Raw genomic sequence first — 16,570 nt, 5'->3', positions numbered from 1 at the left:
GAAGGTAAGCGACGAAAACCAGGAGCGCAATCAGATCGGTCGTGTACGGACGGTATTCACGATCGATCTGTCGGCGATCACGGACAGAACGCGCAATCTCGGCTGTCTTTCGAGCTGGTCGGCCGGTGATATGGTGCCGCCTGCCGCCGGAAATTCAGCAGAGGAGAACCGCCGTGGACGACACGTTGGTCGCGGCTTTGCGCGCGGACGGCCGGATGAGCGTGGCCGATCTGGCTCACCGCGTCGGGGCGTCACGGGCGGCCGTGTCGGCGCGGCTGGAGCAGCTGAAGGCCGACGGCTCACTCAACGTCGTCGCGGCGGTCCACCCCGAGTTCCTCGGCCTGACCGCGTACGCCCATCTCGCGATCCGCACGTCGGGCCGTTCGCGGGCGACGACGGACGCCATCGCGGCGCTGCCGGCCGCGGCGTTCGTCTCCGCGGTCAGCGGGGAGTACCAGACCGTCGCCGAATTGCGGCTGCCCGATTCCCCGGAGCTGTACCGCACGGTGGCGGACATCCGCGGCCTGCCGGAAGTGGAACAGGTCAACACCCTCGTCTACGTGGACGTGGTCAAGGGCCTGTTCATGCCCGGCCGTCCACTGCCGCCCTGGCTACGGCTCGACGACCGCGACCTCGCGATCATGCTGCGGTTACAGGCAGACGGGCGCGAAAGCTACGCGCGCATCGCCGAACACGTCGGACTGTCGCCGTCGGCCACCCGCACCCGCGTGCGTTTCCTCGTGGAGCACGACGTCATCCGGATCGCGCCGGTACTCAGCCGGGCCCGCCCGGACGCCGGCCTGGTCTGCGGGATCGGCCTGAACGTGCGGGGCGCGGGGGACTCCGTGACGGCGGCGCTCGCCGCGCGCGACGACACCGAGTTCCTCGCCAGGACCATCGGCCGGTTCGACGTCGTCGCCACCATCGCGGCGCAGTCCGCCCGCGACCTCGACCGGGCGCTCGAAGAGATCAGCGGCAGGCCCGACGTCGTGACGGCGGAAACGTGGGTCCACCTCCGCATCGCCAAGGAACGCTACGAGTGGCCGCTGCCGACCGCGGAGGAACTCGCACGGCGTTAGTCGTTGTCCAGCAAGGTTTTCCTGATCTCGGTCTTGAGCACCTTGCCGATCTTGGACCGGGGGAGATCCGGCCAGATCAGGATCTCCTTGGGAGTCTTGATACTGCCCAGCCGTTCCTTGACGGTGGCGCGGAGTTCTTGCACTGCCGCTGTCTTCCCGGTGTGGAGCTGGACCACGGCCGTGATCTGTTCACCCCATTTCTCGTGCGGCAGCCCGATCACAGCGCAGTCCTGCACCGCTTCGCAGGCCATGAGCGCCTGCTCGACCTCGGCCGAATAGACGTTGAAGCCGCCGGTGATGATCATGTCCTTGGCGCGGTCGACGATGTAGAGATAGTGATCGTCGTCGAGGTACCCGATGTCGCCCGTGTGATGCCAGCCGTGCGTGCTCGCTTCCGCCGTCGCGGCCGGATTCTTGTAGTAGCCGAGCATCACCAGCGAACCGCGGACGACGATCTCGCCGCGTTCGCCGGGCGGCAGCAGCGCGCCCGTCTCGGACATGATCGCGACCTGGGTGAGCGGAGTGGGCCTGCCCGCCGAGGTGAACCGTTCGAGGGCGAGCGAGCCGTCGGGATGGACGTGGTCGGCGGGGGAGAGGGTGGAGATCATCATCGGCGCTTCGCTCTGGCCGAACAGCTGCCCGAAGACGGGGCCGATCCGGGTGATCGCCTCGGCGAGTTTCGTGGCCGACATCGGCGCGGCGCCGTACCAAAGGCATTGCAGCGACGAAAGATCGGCACCGTCCAGCGCCGGATTGTCGAGCAGGAGGTAGATCAGGGTCGGCGGCAGGAAGGTGTGCGTGATCCGGCGGCTTTCGACCAGTGCGAGGAACTCGCCGAGGTCCGGCGACGGCATCACGACGATCTCGCCGCCGAGCGTCAGGACCGGGAAGCAGAGCACGCCCGCCGCGTGCGTCAGCGGGGCGAGCGCCAGATAGCGCGGCCGCCCGGTGAACGGGTAGCTCATCAGCGTGAGCGCCGACATCGTCTCGACGTTGGTACCGCTGAGCATCACCGCCTTGGGATGGCCGGTGGTACCGCCGGTGCCGACGAGCAGGACCATGTCGTCCGGCGGGGTCTCTTCCCACGGCTCGGCCTCATCGAGCCAGTCGGAAAACGAGACGGCGCCGGGCATCGAGCCGTCGAGACAGACCACAGTGGACAGTTTCGGCAGGTCGGGAAGCATCCGGGAGACGAGCGGTGCGAAAGACTCCTGCACCAGCAGGCAGGTGGAGTCGAACAGGTCGAGCAGTTCCCTGTTCTCGGCGGCCTCGTTGCGCGGGTTGACCGGGCACCATACGGCGCCGGCCCGGCTGATGCCGAAAACGCAACCGAACGACAGGGGATCGTTCCCGGACAGGATCGCCACCTTGTCGCCGGGCTTGACGCCCGACCGGGCCAGCGCTCGCCCCACCCGCCACGACAGTTCCCGCACTTCGCCGTAGCTGAGGGACGTGTCGCTCATGGTGAGGCAAGGGGCCGCCGGATCGAGGGAAGTGCCCTTGTCGAGGTAGTCGGTCAGTCGCACGCGCTCGTCCTCCCGGTCAGTCGTGGACGGTCAAGACCGGCTTCGAAACCAGCCCGAAGCTTCGTAGCACGCCGAGCAGTTCACGGTGGCCGAAAGCCTGGCAGCCGGACGCGAAACCGACCCGCTTCGGTGGCTGTTGGAGGAGCGAGTACGCGCCGTATGCCTGCATCAACCCGGTCTGCTTGTAGTTGCACGTGCCATGGATGACGCAGTGCGCGCGGCCCAGTGGCCCCGACGCGTGCACCGAATCGAGCGACGTGTTGAGCCGCTGGTTCTCCCTCGGTGGCATCTCGTCGCGCACCGCCGCGGCCTGCTCCGCCAGTACGCGCATCTTTTCGTCCAGCGGCAGGTCTTTCACCTGTTCCAGGACGGCCGCGACGATCTGCGGCACCCCCTGCATGAGCGCGCGGTCGAAAACGCCGCCGACGGCCTTGACGTTCGCCACGCGGGCGTCGTTCTTGAACCAGACCGGATGCGACGTGCCGCCCCAGGGCAGGGCCAAGCCGGTCTCGTGATGGCCGGGCACGGTGACGTCCTGCAGGCCGCCGTCCGCGGGCCAGGGCAGGTACTCGTTCTGCTCGAGGTAATACGCGGCGGACAGCGCGGCGTTGACGAGGATGGTCTTCGTCGAAGCGACCGTGGGATAACCCTTCCAGAAGACCAGGATGTCCAAAGTGTCCAGTCCCGGGGTCTCCAGACAGAGGTTCGCCGCGATCTCGCCGGTGGTGTACATCTGCGCGATGCCAGGGGAGAGCAGGAGGCCCTTCTCCGCCATCTGCTCGCCAAAGCGGTCTTCGGCAGAGATCAGCCAGTCCTGTTCGCCGGTGGTGTCGAGATAATGCGTTCCAGTGCGCAGGCAGGCTTCGACGACTTCGTGGCCGTACTCGCTGAACGGGCCGACGGTGTTGCAGACGACCTTGGCGTCGCGGAACAGTTCGGTGAGCGCTTCGACCTCGTGCGAGACCTCGACGACCTCGTGGTCGATGGTGTCGAGACCGGGAACGTGGTCGAGCGCCTCCTGGATGCGGGCCTTGTCCCGGCCGGCGGCGATGAACGGGACGTTGTACTCGCGCAGGTACTCGCAGATCAGCCGTCCGGTGTAGCCGGAGGCGCCGTAGACCACGACGGGCTTGGGGCTGCTCATGGTGATTCCCTTCGGTGAATGCTGGTTCACATGCCCATTCCGCCGTCGACCGGAAGCCCGGCCCCGGTGATGAAACGTGCCGCGTCGGAGGCGAGGAACACGACGGCGTCGGCCATGTCGGCGACCTCGCCGAGCCGTCCGGCCGGGGTCTGCCCGATCACGGCGCCGATGGCCTCTTCGACGCTGGGGAACAGGCCGACCTCGACGACGTCCTGCGCGAGCCGGTTACCCATCTGGGTGGGCACGAGGCCGGGGTAGACGCAGTTGACGCGCACGCCGTAGCCGAGTTTCCCGGCCTCCATCGCGGCGACCCTGGTCAGCCGGTCGACCGCCGATTTCGTCGCCGAATAGCCCGCGATCCCGGGGAAGGCGATGGTCGCGGCGACCGAGGAGATGTTCACGACGGCGCCGCCGGTGCCCGCGGGCCCGCCGGGCCGCATCGCGCGGAAAGCGTGCTTCACGCCGAGCGCGGTGCCCAGCACGTTGACGTCGAGCATCTTGCGCACGTCGGCCGGGTCCAGATCGGCGACGAGCCCGGTGATCTCGACACCGGCGTTGTTCACCAAGATGTCCAGCCCGCCGAGTTCGCCGATGACCGCGGCGACCGCCCGCTCCCAGCTCTGTTCGTCGGTGACGTCCAGCCGGACGAAGCCCGCGTTGGCGCCTTTCTGCTTGATCTGATCGGCGGTGGCGCGCCCGAGATCCTCCTGGACATCGCCGATGACCACCGAGGCGCCCGCCAGGGCGAGCGCTTCGGCCATTCCGGCTCCCAGGCCCTGCGCTCCACCCGTGACCAGGGCTTTCCGGCCCGAAAGGTCGTACGAACCCATGGACTTCTCCTCCTTGAGACGGTCCGCGGTTGCGGTGTGGGTCACATCCTGAGCTTGTTTTGGACAGTCGTCAAGATTTTCTTGGACAGTCGTCAAGAATTCCGCGACGCTAGACTGAGGGACCCGCGGCAGGCGCGGGCTCCCGGACCGGACAGGAACTCGTGGTGACCGAGACGAGCGAGCGGATCGCACGCCGGAGCGTGGACAAGTTCGCCCAGCGCCGGGCGGAACTGGCGGACTCGACGCTGCAAGCGCTGTCCGAACTGGGGTACGCCAGGACGAGCCTGCGGGAGATCGCCCAGAAATCGAACTTCTCGCACGGGGTGCTGCACTACTACTTCACCGACAAGGTGGAACTGCTGACCTACGCGGTCCGCAAGTTCGAAGAAGTGTGCGTCACCCGCTACGACGAGGCCGTGGCCGCGGCGCGGTCGGCCGAAGAACTCAAGCAGGGCTTCGGCGCCGCGATGGCGGGCACGCTGCGGGCCGACGCCGCGATGCACCGGCTCTGGTACGACCTGCGGAACCAGAGCCTGTTCGAGGCCGCGTTCCGCCCCGACGTGCTCGAGATCGACACGCAGCGGCAAGCGATGATCTGGCGCGTCGTGGAACGCTATGCCGAACTCGCCGAGGCTTCGCCGGTCGTGACGCGAGCGGTCGCGTATGCGGCTTTCGACGGCTTGTTCCAGCAGGCGCTGCTGCATCATCTTGCCGGTGAGGAGACCAGTCTTGCCGAGGATGCGGGGTCGTTGATGGGACAGTTGGTTTTGTAGGTCTGGGCCTTGGTGTCGGATCGCGCAGACTTCGGGCGGGTCGCATCGGGCGGCTTTGTCATCGAGGGTCGTGGTGGGGCGCATCGGAGCGTTTCCTGAATTCCGGTGATCGGTATCGCTTCGGCAGTGAGTGCTTACTCTTTGGCAGGCTTGGGGTTGTGCTAGAAGATTCCGGCGCCGGCCTCCTGTCGTGCGGGTGCTCGGAGGGTAATGGGCTCAGTCTTGGCGTGGCCTGCATGAATCACCCTTCAGTGGTAAATGTGCTGGTTCATTGTTGCTTAAAATTACGAACGCTTGTTCGATTGTTTGCGGTATTGTTGTGGGGTGTCCGAGACTTTCCTTCCCGAGTTGCCGCAGGAGTTGTGGCGCGCCGGCAAGCTGGAGCTTGCCCATGGTGTGCAGCAGTCTTTGCAGGTAATCAGGATGGCGGCCGCCGGACTGGGGCGGTATTTGGCGGAGATCGAGTCTCGGGGCGCTAAAGACTTGTACGGGTATGGGTCCACGGCCGCGTGGTTCGCGGATGTGGCGGGGTTGTCGCGCGGTGAAGCAAGTCCGGTGGTGAACCGGGCTATCGCGTTGAACCCGACGCGCGCTTTGGATGGCACCGAGGTTCCCGCGGTCGCGCCCGCTACCGCTGCGGTGGCTGCCGAAGGTCTGGTCGGGAATGAGCGGATCGACCAGATCCTGGAGTTCTTGAAGAAACTTCCCGCTGATACCTCGGTTGAGGATCGGGCCGGTGCGGAGAAGATCCTGGCCAACCTCGCTCCGAGTGCCGGTCCCCGGCAGCTCGCGGAAGCTGAGGTGAACCTGCTCGCGTTGCTGGATCCCGACGGGAATGAACCGAAAGAGCCTGAACCGAAGGAGCCGCGCCGGGAGATCACCCTGGAGCGTCGCAAGGACGGCTTCTGGAAACTCACCGGCTTGCTCGACGATGAGACCGGTGCCCGTACCGCCGCCGCCCTGGAGGCGTATGCGGCGCCGCGGCCGGTGGACGAGTTCGGTCAAGCCGATCTGCGGATGAAATGCGAACGCATGGGTGACGCGTGGGTCGACATCCTCGACCTCGCCGTCGCCTGCCCGGACCAGCCCGGCACCAGCGGCTACCGCACTCTGCTGCATGTCACGATCGGCCTCGACGAGTTGAAGTCCGGCCTCGGGACCGCCTGTCTCGACTATGTCGGGACGATGACCGCCCGCGAGGCGCGGCTCGCCGCCTGCGACTGCCTGATGCTTCCCGTGGTGATGAGCGCCGCTGGTGAGCCCCTCGACGTGGGGCGGCTGCGGCGGTTCGTCACCCCCGGCCAGCGGCGTGCGTTGAACATCCGGGATGGGGGTTGCGCGTTCCCCGGGTGTCATCGGCGGCCGAAGAACTGTCACGCTCACCATATTCATCATTGGGCAGACGGCGGTCCTACGGATCTCCGGAACTTGGTGCTGCTGTGCGGTTTCCATCACCGGCTGATCCACCATGGTGATTGGGAAGTTCGCATGGCGGCCGAGGGGCTACCGGAGTTCATCCCACCTCAATACCGGGACCCGCTCCGACAACCCCGCCGCAACACCCTGCACCACGTCTGACCCCGAGGAGCCCGTCGGTCACGCCGACGACGGGCCCTTCGGCATGCCTACAGGCTGGCAGCACTGGTTCAGATGCGTAGTGCACGGCGCGTGAAGGACTTCCCTCGGCTGAGCCAAGGAAACTTGCCTCCACATCGGACAACGTCGGCCCGGCCGCCGGTGTCCCGGTTCGGTGCGGCGGAATCCTCGAAACCGGGCTCGGGATCACGCCGTCGACGCGGGAACTACGCAACCCCTGACCGCCAGACCCCAATTCCGCGCATGGGAAACCGCGTGACCCGCCCGTAGTTTCGGCGCTGTGTCCGACAAGGAATCGAGCTGAGCCGGCTGACGGCGTTGCTCCAGGCGTGGCGGGAACATGACTGGCGAGCGAGGGAAATCCACTGGAACACGCTGCCGCACTACCGCCTCCGGCTCGACGGTCTGGACATCGCGTTCTGGCACGTCCGCTCACCCGAACGCACGGCGCTTCCCCTGATCCTGACCCACGGCCGGCCCGGCTTGATCCTCGAGTTCGAAAAGGTGATCGGGGCGCTCAGCGATCCGGTGGCCCACGGCGGTTCCGCGAGCGACGCCTTCCACGTGGTCACGCCTTCGTTACCGGGCTTCGGTTTCAGCGAACGGCCCCTCGAGTGCGAGTGGCGCGCCTCTCGCCCGAACGCGTCGCGGGCCTGCATTTGACGATGCCCTCGGCGTCGCCGCTTCCGGAGGACTGGACGGCACCGAGCCCGGACGAACGCCGCAAGCTGGACCGGCGCGACCTGCATTTGGCCGACGGATACGGCTTCGGGATGCTCATGGGGACGCGCCCGCAGACCCTCGGCTACTCCCTGCTCGATTCACCGGCGGGACTGGCCGCCTGGCTCGGCGAGAAGTTCGCCGCGTACGCCGACGCCCGGCCGGAGACCGGGAGGGTGAGCTTGGGGGAGCAGGTCGACAACGTCGCGTTGTACTGGCTGACCGGAACCGGTGCTTCGAGCGCCCGTTGGTACTGGGAGGCGATGCGGTGGGTGCCGCGCAGCGCCGCGGAGGAGAATGCCCCACCGCCACTTGCACCAGTGGAACGAAGTCGACCGCGGCGGCCACTTCCCGGGGCTGGAGCAACCGGATCTGCTGGTGTCCGAGATCAGGGACGGGTTCCGGAGCCTCCGGCGAAACGCTTGACGCGTCAGAACTTCGGAACGACCTCAGCGATCCTCGGCGCCGCGCCTCCCGGGGCCCAGAGGAGCCGGACTTGGCCGGTCACGACGCCCTCGGCGGGCAGTTCCGTGTAGCCGCCCGACATCCTGCCGATCGTGCGCCAGCCTCCGGCCGGGTCCTCGATCTGGACGTCGGCGCCCGCGCCGGCTTCCGCCGCCAGGACGACGACCTTGTCCAACGGTTTCGGCGTGGCGGAGGTGACCACGAGCGCGTCGCCGGGCATCGGCGCCGACGCCGCCGTGTACACCGAATCGGCGTTGTTGTCCGCGGCGGCGGCCAGGTTCGACCCCGCCGGGGTGCCGGTGACCGTGTACTTCGGACTGTCCGGTGTGGACACGGTGAATTCCCGGACCACGACCCAGAACGATTGCGGTCCGGTCGTGCGCAGACGGACGAATCTGGCCTCGGCGCCGTCCGGGAGGTCGGCCGAGATCACCGGTTCGGTGACCGTCTTCACGGTCGTCCATCGCGTGCCGTCGGCGGAGTACTCGAGGACGCCGTCGCGGACGAAGTCGTCCGGGCTGGTCGGTTTGCCCATCAGGATGTCCACATGGGACACCCGTTGCGATGAGCCGAGGTCGACGCCGATGGTGGCGCCGACGCGGGGCGCCCAGTCGCTCCAGTAATAGGTCTCGGGGTCCCCGTCGACCATCCGGGCCGGCACGTTGTCGGTGTAGGTCCCCAGCGACGTCGTCGGCTGCGGCCGGACCCCCGGCAGGCCGAACCAGCGGTCTGCCGTGGCCAGCGCGCTGTTGAGGAACGGGACGCAGACCGCCGTGCAAGTGCTCGGGTTACGCGGCCCGCGCGAGGTCGGGACGCGGATCGCCTGCGCCTGCTTGAGCGCGGAGACGAGTTCCCCTCGCTCCGCCCACGCCTTCGCGCCATCGCCGTCGAACTGTGCCAGCAGCATCTTCACCGCGTGACCGCCCGCCTGGCCGTAGAGGCCGACCTGGTCGAGCCACGGTCCGACCTCGGCGAGGAACTTCGGGTTCGACGCCATCCCGCGTCGCAGCTCGCCGGGATCCGACGCCATCGCGGTGAGATAGCGATCCAGTTTCACCGCCGCGTCCCACGGGTCCTTCTTCTCCAGCGCGGACCAGAAAGCGGCGAGCAGGGGACGCAACACCGGTGAATCCAGATCCGGCTTCCCGGTTTCGAGGCGGACGAGCAGACTCGAATAGTTGTTCTCCGCGAACACCTTCAGCGCCGGCGCGGCGGGGCCGCCGAGGTCGGCGATGGCGGCGAGCCACGATTCGTCCGGATCGTAGCGATCCGGGTTCCACAGGAAGTCACCCGAGGTGAATTCGGCGATCTTGGACGCCTCCGCCTGCACCATCGGGTTCGCGGTGATCCCGGACAGGTACTTCGCGACCCCGGGCTCGCGGCCGATGTACGGGCCGAGCAGCAGCCGTTCGGTGATGTAGTCGTTGACCGGGTAGTTGTCCCAGATCAGGATGTCGTGCCCGAAGACCTCTTTCGCCTGCCGGGCCTGCTTCTCGGTGATCTGCCCGGCGATCACGCCGACACCGGTCCACTCGACGATCACCGCCTTGTCGAGTTGAGTGCGCAGCGCGGTCTTGTACGGGGAGTCGGCGAGGTCGTAGTACTCGGTCGGGACGGTCTGGAGCCGCTCGACACCGGGATGCGTGGCGATGAAGTCCTGCTGGACCCGGTTGAGCAGGAACGACTGCGCCGCGCCCGCCGCCGCGCCACCGGTGCCGAACTTCGCGGCGTCGGCGTCGCAGTTCCAGCGGGTGTAGGAGATGTCGTCGAGCGGGATCGCGAACGACCGCACGCCGATGTCCCACAGGGATTGGAACTTCGTGACCAGCGCGGTCTTGTCGGCGTCCGAGGAGTAGCACACGGAAAGGCCGGGGGAGAGGGCGTAGGTGAACTCGACGTGGTTCGCGGCGGAGCGGGCCACCAGTTGCGAGAGCAGCGCGAGCTGTTCCGGCGGGTACTGGTCGCGCCAGCGGGCACGCAGGAACGGGTCGTCCTTGGGGGAGTAGACGTACATGTTCTGCTTGGTGCGGCCGTAGAAGTCCAGCTGCGCCAACCGATCGGCGTGCGACCACGGCGCGCCGTAGAACCCTTCGATCACGCCTCGCAGCGGGGCCGCCGGCCAGTCGCGCATGCCGAACGCGCGGCTCTTGCCGGACGTGAAGAGCTGCCGGAACGACTGCGCGGCGTAGAACGTCCCCGAAGTGTTCACACCGGACAACGCGATCACGCCACGGTCGGCGGCGAGGACGTATCCGCCGGGGGACAGGCCTTCCGGTCCGTCGACGCGGAGCGCGGCGAGCGCGAGGGCCGTCGCCCTGCTTTCGGTGGGGCCGCCGACGAAGACGACTAGCCCACCGTTACCGCGTTCCCGCTCGACGCCCGCCCGGTCGTTGTCGGTGATCTTGACGATCGTGCTCGCACCCGCGGAACGGAGCACCTGGTCCACGACGGCGAGCGCGGACGGATCGGTACCTGCTCCGACGACTTCGACGACGGTGCGCGGGATGGTCACCTGCCCCTGTCGCGGCGTCAGCTGCTGGGGTGTCGGCCACACCCGTGCCAGCGGTGGTTCGGCGGCTGGGGCCGCGCTCGCCGGTGCGGGGACCGCCACCGCCACCGTGGTCACGAGAAGCATGACCGGAATGAGTCGTAGTACCCATCCGAAGGACATCGGCCGCCCCCAAATCGTCGATCAACGACGTTCTGCGAGCAAGCAAACACCCAATGTGATGACGAAGGCTAGGTCGGTCTGGGTGATTTTCCGACAGCGCGGCCGCGGTGAGGGTGAGATGCCGGGTGAGCGCGTCGGCGTCGGGGAAACACCCCCGCGCGGGCGCCGAACCCGCCAGAATGACCCGGTGCGAATACTTCGCGTCGTAGTGGCGCTCGTCCTGTTCGGTCTCGCCGGTTGCCAGGGCGGGGTCTCCGGCCAAGCCGAGCCCGAGGGCGACAGCTTCACGATCAAGGACGGCTCGCGGCTGCGGTTCCGGCCGGTGCTGGCCGAGTTCCCGCCGGGGCAGCCGACCGGTTCGGCGACCGACCGGCAGAGCACCGATCCCGCCGGGCAACAGGCCGCCGCGGCGGCGCTGGACTGTTCGGCGGGCCCGGATCCGCTCGACGGCCGGGATGACCCGGCGCTCCCGCTGGTCAGCTGCGACCGCGTGGAGGGCACCAAATACCTGCTCGGCCCGGCGTTCCTCACCGGAGCCGACCTCAGCCGGGCGAACGCCCGGCTCGCCACGGAGTCGGGAGGCCCGATCGTCGGGCTCAGCTTCACCGACGCGGGTGCGCGGACGTGGGCCGACTGGACCGCGGGGAACGTCGGCAAGCAGGTCGCGATGGTGCTGAAGAGCCGCGTGCTGACCGCGCCGATGATCCAGTCCGCCATCACCGGCGGCGAAACCCAGATCACCGGCAAGTTCACCATGACCGAAGCCCGTCAGCTGGCACGCGACATCGCCGGCGCCTGAGCCACCTGGACCGTCCTCGGACCGGCGCGGAATACGATCACCCGACCCGACGTTTGAGCGTTCAACTACTTGAGGAGTTGGACATGGGTTACGAGATCCTGGGCACCCGGCAAGAGCCGACTTTCGGCCTGGACACGTTCGGCGACGTCGAGAACGGTGCGGACGGCCAGCCGGTGAGCCAGGCCGAAGCCATCCGTCAGGTCGTGGCCGAGGGCGTCCTCGCCGACCAGGTGGGCGTGGACTACTTCGGTGTCGGCGAACATCACCGCGCGGAGATGGCGGTGTCCTCGCCGGACGTCGTGCTGGCCGCGATCGCGGGGCAGACCGAACGGCTCCGGCTGGGCACTGCCGTCACGGTGCTCAGCTCGGACGACCCGGTGCGCGTGTACGAGCGGTTCGCCACGCTGGACGCCGTTTCCCGTGGCCGCGCCGAAGTCACGCTCGGCCGGGGTTCGTTCACCGAGTCGTTCCCGCTGTTCGGGTATTCGCTGGACGACTACGAGGTGCTCTGCGCCGAGAAGCTGGACCTGTTCACCCAGCTGCAGGGGGAGAAGCCGGTCGACTGGTCCGGGACCGTCCGCCCCGCGCTGGAAGGCGCGCAGGCGTTCCCGGTCACCGAAGCGGGCAGTCTGCCCGCCTGGGTCGGCGTCGGCGGGACCCCGCAGTCGGTGGTCCGCGCGGCCGCGTACGGCCTGCCGCTGGTGATGGCCGTGATCGGCGGGTCGCCGGAGCAGTTCGCCCCGCTCGCGGACCTCTACCGGCGTGCGGTGAAGGAGGCGGGTCACCAGGAGCTGCCGATCTCGATGCACAGCCCGGGACACGTCGCCGAGACCGACGAACTGGCCGTCGCCCAGCATTTCGCGCATCACCAGGCCGCCTTCGCCAAGATCGGCGCCGAACGGGGCTGGGGCCCGATGTCCCGTGCCGACTACGACGCCATGGCCGGGTCACGCGGCGCGCTCTTCGTCGGCTCTCCCGAAACCGTCGCGCAGAAGATCGCCTGGGCGGTGCGGACCCTCGGCCTTTCGCGCTTCCAGCTCAAGTACAGCGTCGGCGCGCTTCCGCACGAGCAACGCCTGAACTCGATCCGGCTTTACGGCGAGCAGGTCATCCCGCGCGTGAAGGAGCTGCTCGGCTAGCCTCGAAACCGCGGTGTTCGATTCCGAGCGATTCGACCTTCGACCTGCGGCTGCCCGCCGTCGCGGATCTGCATCTGGTCCTGCCGCTTTCGGGGCGGGCGGTGATGGAGACCCGCGGCGAAGGCCGATGGACTCGCCACCACTGGGGGCCGGTGAGCGTCTACCACTTCATCCGGGTCTTCAAAGAGAAGACCGGCGAGACACCGCATCGTTTTCTCGGCGGGCTCCGCATCGCGAAGGCTGCTGCGTGCCGGCATCGCCCGCCGCGGTGTGGGCACTGTTGCTCGATGCCGGTCCCGGTGATGGTCGATTATCAGGCCTCGGTCGAGTTGAGCGAAATGCCCGGAGGAGGAACGCGGATCCATTGGCACGGAACGTATCGCGTGGGCAAGGGGAGCGCGCGGATCTTCCGGTGGTACCTCCGCCGCTTCATGCGGGGCATGGCGGCCGGGCTCGCCGATCACGCCGGCGGCCCGGCCAGGAGGCCATGACGAGTGATCAGTGCCGATGAGCGGTTTCGCGGTGGAAGCCCGCGATCATCGCTTCGGTGCTCGGCGGGTTGAAGGGCTGCCCGAGCGTGCGCATCAGCGAGTTCACGCTGGGGCGGTACATCCCGGTCTTGCAGTAACGGGATCCTTCGAAGGCGCCGACCGTGCCGCCGTCGGGCGAGGGCTTGCCGAGCCAGGTGTACCACTTGGCGCGGCGGTCCCGCATCTGCGCGGCCGTGAGCGCGGAAGCGTTGGGCTCCCGGGGTTCGCGCGCATCGCAGGTGCCGTAGTCGTATTCGTCGGCGAGCCCGCCGATGGAGTGCCCGAGTTCGTGGGCGACGATCTGGCTGGCCTGGATGTTGCCGCCCGAGGAGGTAGCGACCCCGCCGCCGGCGCCGCCGTACTTCGTGGTGTTCGCCAGCATGATGACCTGATCGACGTCCGGCGCGGCCGCGGCGTACTGGTTCGCCTTGGTTTCGTTGACGCACAACAGCCGTTCGATGCCGCCGCACCAGAAGTACGAGCCCAGCGCGGTGTTGCGCCGGATCCCCTGGGTCGGGTCGTTGGTGATGCCGGACTGGGGTGACACCACGTCGACCTGCCAGAGGTTGAACTGTTTGCGGTAGCTCTTGTACGGCTCGATGGCGAACAGTGCCGCGATGCTGGAGCGGACGTGCTGCGAGTACGTGCCCAGCTGGGTCGAGGTGTAGCCGTCACCGACGAAGACCAGGTCGAAGGTGGTCTCGCTCGGGCCGTTGGTTTCGATCGGGGTCACCGCGGCGGCGCTCGCGATCTGCTGCGGCGCGGCGGTTCTGTCCGAAGCGGGCCGGGTGACGTCCACCCGGGTGATGGTTCCTCCTGGTTCGAAGGCCTCCATCGACGTCGTGAACCGGGGAGCCGCCGACGCCGTCGCGGGAACGAGTGCGGCGGCGAGGGTGGCGGTCAGCGCGAACACGAGACAGGCGCGTCGCATGCGTACTCCTTGCGGGGAGGGTGGGGGAGTACGAAAAACGATCCCGACTTTCGACGGCTTCCGGCACATCCCAAGTGGCCATAAGGTCCGCGTGATGGACGTCGAGTTACGTCACCTGCGCGTGGTGTGCGCCGTCGCCGACGCGGGCAGCATCACGCGCGCGGCGATCGCGATCGGGAGCACCCAGCCCGCGCTGACCGCCGCCGTGCAACGGATCGAGCGCGCGTTCGGCGGAACCCTGTTCGTCCGCGGGCGGGGCGGCGTCTTCCCGACGGCGTTCGGCGAATGCGTGCTCGGCCGCGCGCGGGCCGTCCTCGCCGCGGCGGACACGATGCACCGGGACGCGGCACGCTGGCTCGCGGAAGGCGAAGAACGCCCGGTCGCACTGGGCGGGATCGGCGGTTCGATGGTCGTCGAACTGGCGGACCGGCTCGGCGATTCCGGGCGGGGGCAAGCGGTTTCGGTGACCACCGAGTTCTCGCCGTCGCGGCTGCTGGATCTCGTGGCCTGCGGACAGCTCGACGCCGCCGTCGTCGCCGACTATCCCGGTCACGTCCTGTCGTCCGCGCCGGGTGTGGTTTCGCGGCCGCTGGCCACGCAACCGGTGTTCGTGGCGATCGCGGCGGACCATCCGGCCGCCCGCCACGGCGAGATCGACCTCGCCGATCTCGCCGGGGAACGCTGGGTGCTCGGACCGTCCGACGGGGCAGGCTGGCCGGAGTGCTTCGAGGAAGCCTGTGCGCGGGCCGGATTCCGGCCGAAGGTCGCGCACCGGAGCACGGAACTGCGGCCACTGCAACGCCTGATCGCGGCGGGCCGGGCGATTTCCCCTTGCCAGGTCACCTTTCCCGCCTCGCCGGGAATCGCGATCCGCGCGCTGACGGGAGATCCGTTGTGGATGCGGTATCTGATCGCCTGGAGCGCCGAAGGTGCCTTCGGCGGGAACAGCGATGCCTTGATCGCCGCGGCCGAGGCGGCTTACCGGTCCGACACCGAAAGCAGCCTCACCTATCGCCACTGGCTCGCCCGCCGCGGTGAGCCGGTCGCACGGCGTGCCATCGGGTGACACCTGGTCGGGGAATTCCCCTTGTCGGGCAGTGGGTCCTAGCCTCGGATCACCTCATCGACGAAGGGTAAGAAATTGCGTCTGCGCGCCCTGCTGGCCGCTGCTGTCCTGACCATCACCACCGCTCCGGCCGCGCTCGCCGCGCCGGACATCGCCCACGGCACCGATGTCCCACTCGGGCAGTTCGGGTTCGTCGCGAAGATCGCGATGACGAAGATCCCCCGTCCGGACGGCTCGACCTACAACAGTTACTGCACGGGTGCGCTGATCGCACCCGGCTGGGTCGTCACCACCGGGCACTGTTTCCACGACGCGCACCGCAAGCGGGTCGCGGGCAAGGTGCCGTATCCGACGATGGTGACGCTGGGCCTTGTCGACGAAGCGACCGAATCAGGCGTGGCTCGCAAGGCGACCGAAGTGCTGCAGGCGAAGGAAAACGACGTCGCTCTCGTCAAACTGGACACCCCGGTGACCACCGTGGCCCCGCTGACGGTGAACCGGGTACTGCCGAAGATCGGCCAGCAGTTGACGTTGGCGGGCTGGGGCAGTTTGACCGCCACGAATCCCGTTCCCGTGACCCGGATGCAGCAAGGCACCGTCCAGGTGGCGACGGTGGCCCCGGCGACGATCGGTGTCCGCGGTGCCGCGCCGTCGATCACGACCAGCGCCTGCACCTACGACTCGGGCGCGCCGTACTTCGTCCCGGGAGGCAAGAGCGGCGTCCTGGTCTCGCTGGAGGCCACCGGGCCGAATTGCCCGCACGCCGGGATCGAGACGACCTCCCGCACGGACGTCATCGCGGACTGGATCGCCACCCATACGGGCTAGCGGGCCGTTTCGGCCGGTGGCGGATCGGGTAGTGGCGTGAGCAGGAGGTAATGCGATGACGAGTGCTCGAATGACCGCGCCTCCGGCGCCGCCGGACCCCATGCCGCCGGATCCCGGGATCCCTGATCCCGGGATCCCCGAACCGGTGCCGGACCCGGGTGAACCTGAGCCGGTTCCGGATCCCGGGGTGCCCGAACGGCTCCCCGAACCGGGACCGGACCGCCCGTTGCCGGAGCCAGGGAGCCCGCCGGAGACCGAGCCGGGACCGGCCGGGCTCAGAGGGTGAACGCGAGCCAGAGCGCGAGCCAGGCGCAGGCCGCGACCGCGACGACGACCGCGAACACCCGCAGACCGGCGGTGGCGATCCGGAGCGACGCGGTGCCGTCGTGCTGACGGTGGTGCTGTCGGTGATTGCCCATGGTGCCGCCCTCCTTTCAAGATCACCTTCCGTCGTCCGCGCGTTCTCCGCAGCG

General features: G+C 68.3%; 16 protein-coding genes. 10 read left to right on the top strand and 6 right to left on the bottom strand.

Going from position 1 to position 16,570, the window contains the following annotated elements; genetic code table 11:
- The first annotated feature begins 173 nt into the window (after positions 1-173).
- Positions 174-1,079, top strand: a complete 906-nt coding sequence (locus ACIHAO_RS32725) for an Lrp/AsnC family transcriptional regulator (protein WP_396564402.1) — start codon at positions 174-176, stop codon at positions 1,077-1,079.
- Here the strand turns inward: ACIHAO_RS32725 and ACIHAO_RS32720 are convergent.
- Genes ACIHAO_RS32720 through ACIHAO_RS32710 form a run of 3 tightly spaced genes read right to left on the bottom strand, consistent with a single transcriptional unit; the run spans position 1,076 to position 4,624 of the window.
- Positions 1,076-2,605: an AMP-binding protein gene (locus tag ACIHAO_RS32720; RefSeq protein ID WP_396564400.1), complete on the bottom strand. Its 1,530-nt coding sequence runs from the start codon at positions 2,603-2,605 to the stop codon at positions 1,076-1,078. The genes ACIHAO_RS32725 and ACIHAO_RS32720 overlap by 4 nt on opposite strands.
- 16 nt (positions 2,606-2,621) lie before the next feature.
- Complete coding sequence (locus ACIHAO_RS32715; RefSeq protein ID WP_396564398.1) at positions 2,622-3,749, bottom strand: DUF5938 domain-containing protein; 1,128 nt, start codon at positions 3,747-3,749, stop codon at positions 2,622-2,624.
- Between the two features lie 26 nt (positions 3,750-3,775).
- Positions 3,776-4,624 carry an SDR family NAD(P)-dependent oxidoreductase gene (locus ACIHAO_RS32710; RefSeq protein ID WP_396564396.1) on the bottom strand — a complete coding sequence of 283 codons (849 nt, stop codon included), beginning with the start codon at positions 4,622-4,624 and terminating at the stop codon, positions 3,776-3,778.
- Positions 4,625-4,743: 119 nt separating this feature from the next.
- Between ACIHAO_RS32710 and ACIHAO_RS32705 the strand changes: the two genes are divergently transcribed.
- The 3 genes from ACIHAO_RS32705 (at position 4,744) to ACIHAO_RS32695 (ending at position 7,611) form a co-directional block, all read left to right on the top strand.
- On the top strand, positions 4,744-5,352 hold the full coding sequence (locus ACIHAO_RS32705) for a TetR/AcrR family transcriptional regulator (protein WP_396564394.1): 609 nt from the start codon (positions 4,744-4,746) through the stop codon (positions 5,350-5,352).
- Positions 5,353-5,676: 324 nt separating this feature from the next.
- Positions 5,677-6,930, top strand: a complete 1,254-nt coding sequence (locus tag ACIHAO_RS32700) for a DUF222 domain-containing protein (protein ID WP_396564392.1) — start codon at positions 5,677-5,679, stop codon at positions 6,928-6,930.
- 312 nt (positions 6,931-7,242) lie between these two features.
- Positions 7,243-7,611, top strand: a complete 369-nt coding sequence (locus ACIHAO_RS32695; protein ID WP_396564540.1) for an epoxide hydrolase — start codon at positions 7,243-7,245, stop codon at positions 7,609-7,611.
- Positions 7,612-8,098: 487 nt separating this feature from the next.
- Here the strand turns inward: ACIHAO_RS32695 and ACIHAO_RS32690 are convergent, their stop codons facing one another.
- On the bottom strand, positions 8,099-10,768 hold the full coding sequence (locus ACIHAO_RS32690; RefSeq protein ID WP_396564390.1) for a beta-N-acetylglucosaminidase domain-containing protein: 2,670 nt from the start codon (positions 10,766-10,768) through the stop codon (positions 8,099-8,101).
- A 223-nt stretch (positions 10,769-10,991) separates the two neighbouring features.
- Here ACIHAO_RS32690 and ACIHAO_RS32685 point away from each other — a divergent pair, with 223 nt between their 5' ends.
- From ACIHAO_RS32685 to ACIHAO_RS32675, 3 genes are all read left to right on the top strand, one after another.
- A complete protein-coding gene (locus ACIHAO_RS32685; RefSeq protein WP_396564388.1) occupies positions 10,992-11,603 on the top strand; it encodes a SecDF P1 head subdomain-containing protein in 612 nt (203 codons plus the stop codon).
- An 83-nt stretch (positions 11,604-11,686) separates the two neighbouring features.
- Positions 11,687-12,742, top strand: coding sequence for an LLM class flavin-dependent oxidoreductase (locus ACIHAO_RS32680; RefSeq protein WP_396564386.1), 1,056 nt, complete (start codon positions 11,687-11,689; stop codon positions 12,740-12,742).
- A gap of 104 nt (positions 12,743-12,846) precedes the next feature.
- Positions 12,847-13,233, top strand: a complete 387-nt coding sequence (locus ACIHAO_RS32675) for a hypothetical protein (RefSeq protein ID WP_396564384.1) — start codon at positions 12,847-12,849, stop codon at positions 13,231-13,233.
- A 7-nt stretch (positions 13,234-13,240) separates the two neighbouring features.
- On the opposite strand, the gene ACIHAO_RS32670 is transcribed toward ACIHAO_RS32675, so the two are convergent.
- On the bottom strand, positions 13,241-14,203 hold the full coding sequence (locus ACIHAO_RS32670; protein ID WP_396564382.1) for a M64 family metallopeptidase: 963 nt from the start codon (positions 14,201-14,203) through the stop codon (positions 13,241-13,243).
- 94 nt (positions 14,204-14,297) lie between these two features.
- Between ACIHAO_RS32670 and ACIHAO_RS32665 the strand changes: the two genes are divergently transcribed.
- From ACIHAO_RS32665 to ACIHAO_RS32655, 3 genes are all read left to right on the top strand, one after another.
- On the top strand, positions 14,298-15,269 hold the full coding sequence (locus ACIHAO_RS32665; protein ID WP_396564380.1) for a LysR substrate-binding domain-containing protein: 972 nt from the start codon (positions 14,298-14,300) through the stop codon (positions 15,267-15,269).
- Between the two features lie 75 nt (positions 15,270-15,344).
- Positions 15,345-16,097, top strand: coding sequence for a S1 family peptidase (locus ACIHAO_RS32660; RefSeq protein ID WP_396564378.1), 753 nt, complete (start codon positions 15,345-15,347; stop codon positions 16,095-16,097).
- Between the two features lie 55 nt (positions 16,098-16,152).
- Entirely contained in the window at positions 16,153-16,383 is a 231-nt protein-coding gene (locus ACIHAO_RS32655) for a hypothetical protein (protein ID WP_396564376.1), read from the top strand.
- Here the strand turns inward: ACIHAO_RS32655 and ACIHAO_RS32650 are convergent.
- Complete coding sequence (locus ACIHAO_RS32650; RefSeq protein WP_199749009.1) at positions 16,373-16,516, bottom strand: hypothetical protein; 144 nt, start codon at positions 16,514-16,516, stop codon at positions 16,373-16,375. The two genes, ACIHAO_RS32655 and ACIHAO_RS32650, sit on opposite strands and share 11 nt — an antisense overlap.
- Positions 16,517-16,570: the final 54 nt, after the last annotated feature.

Origin of the sequence: Amycolatopsis sp. NPDC052450 (genome assembly GCF_044547565.1) — a bacterium.
Taxonomy (GTDB): domain Bacteria; phylum Actinomycetota; class Actinomycetes; order Mycobacteriales; family Pseudonocardiaceae; genus Amycolatopsis.
The sequence above is the reverse complement of the archived record's forward strand: the minus strand, read 5'-3'. Positions and strand labels throughout refer to the sequence as shown.

Bases quoted from the DNA above. Each gene is read 5' to 3' on its own strand.
- ACIHAO_RS32715 (WP_396564398.1), bottom strand. From the start codon at position 3,749: ATGAGCAGCCCCAAGCCCGTCGTGGTCTACGGCGCCTCCGGCTACACC.
- ACIHAO_RS32690 (WP_396564390.1), bottom strand. From the start codon at position 10,768: ATGCTTCTCGTGACCACGGTGGCGGTGGCGGTCCCCGCACCGGCGAGC.
- ACIHAO_RS32680 (WP_396564386.1), top strand. From the start codon at position 11,687: ATGGGTTACGAGATCCTGGGCACCCGGCAAGAGCCGACTTTCGGCCTG.
- ACIHAO_RS32675 (WP_396564384.1), top strand. From the start codon at position 12,847: ATGGAGACCCGCGGCGAAGGCCGATGGACTCGCCACCACTGGGGGCCG.
- ACIHAO_RS32670 (WP_396564382.1), bottom strand. From the start codon at position 14,203: ATGCGACGCGCCTGTCTCGTGTTCGCGCTGACCGCCACCCTCGCCGCC.
- ACIHAO_RS32665 (WP_396564380.1), top strand. From the start codon at position 14,298: ATGGACGTCGAGTTACGTCACCTGCGCGTGGTGTGCGCCGTCGCCGAC.
- ACIHAO_RS32655 (WP_396564376.1), top strand. From the start codon at position 16,153: ATGACGAGTGCTCGAATGACCGCGCCTCCGGCGCCGCCGGACCCCATG.
- ACIHAO_RS32650 (WP_199749009.1), bottom strand. From the start codon at position 16,516: ATGGGCAATCACCGACAGCACCACCGTCAGCACGACGGCACCGCGTCG.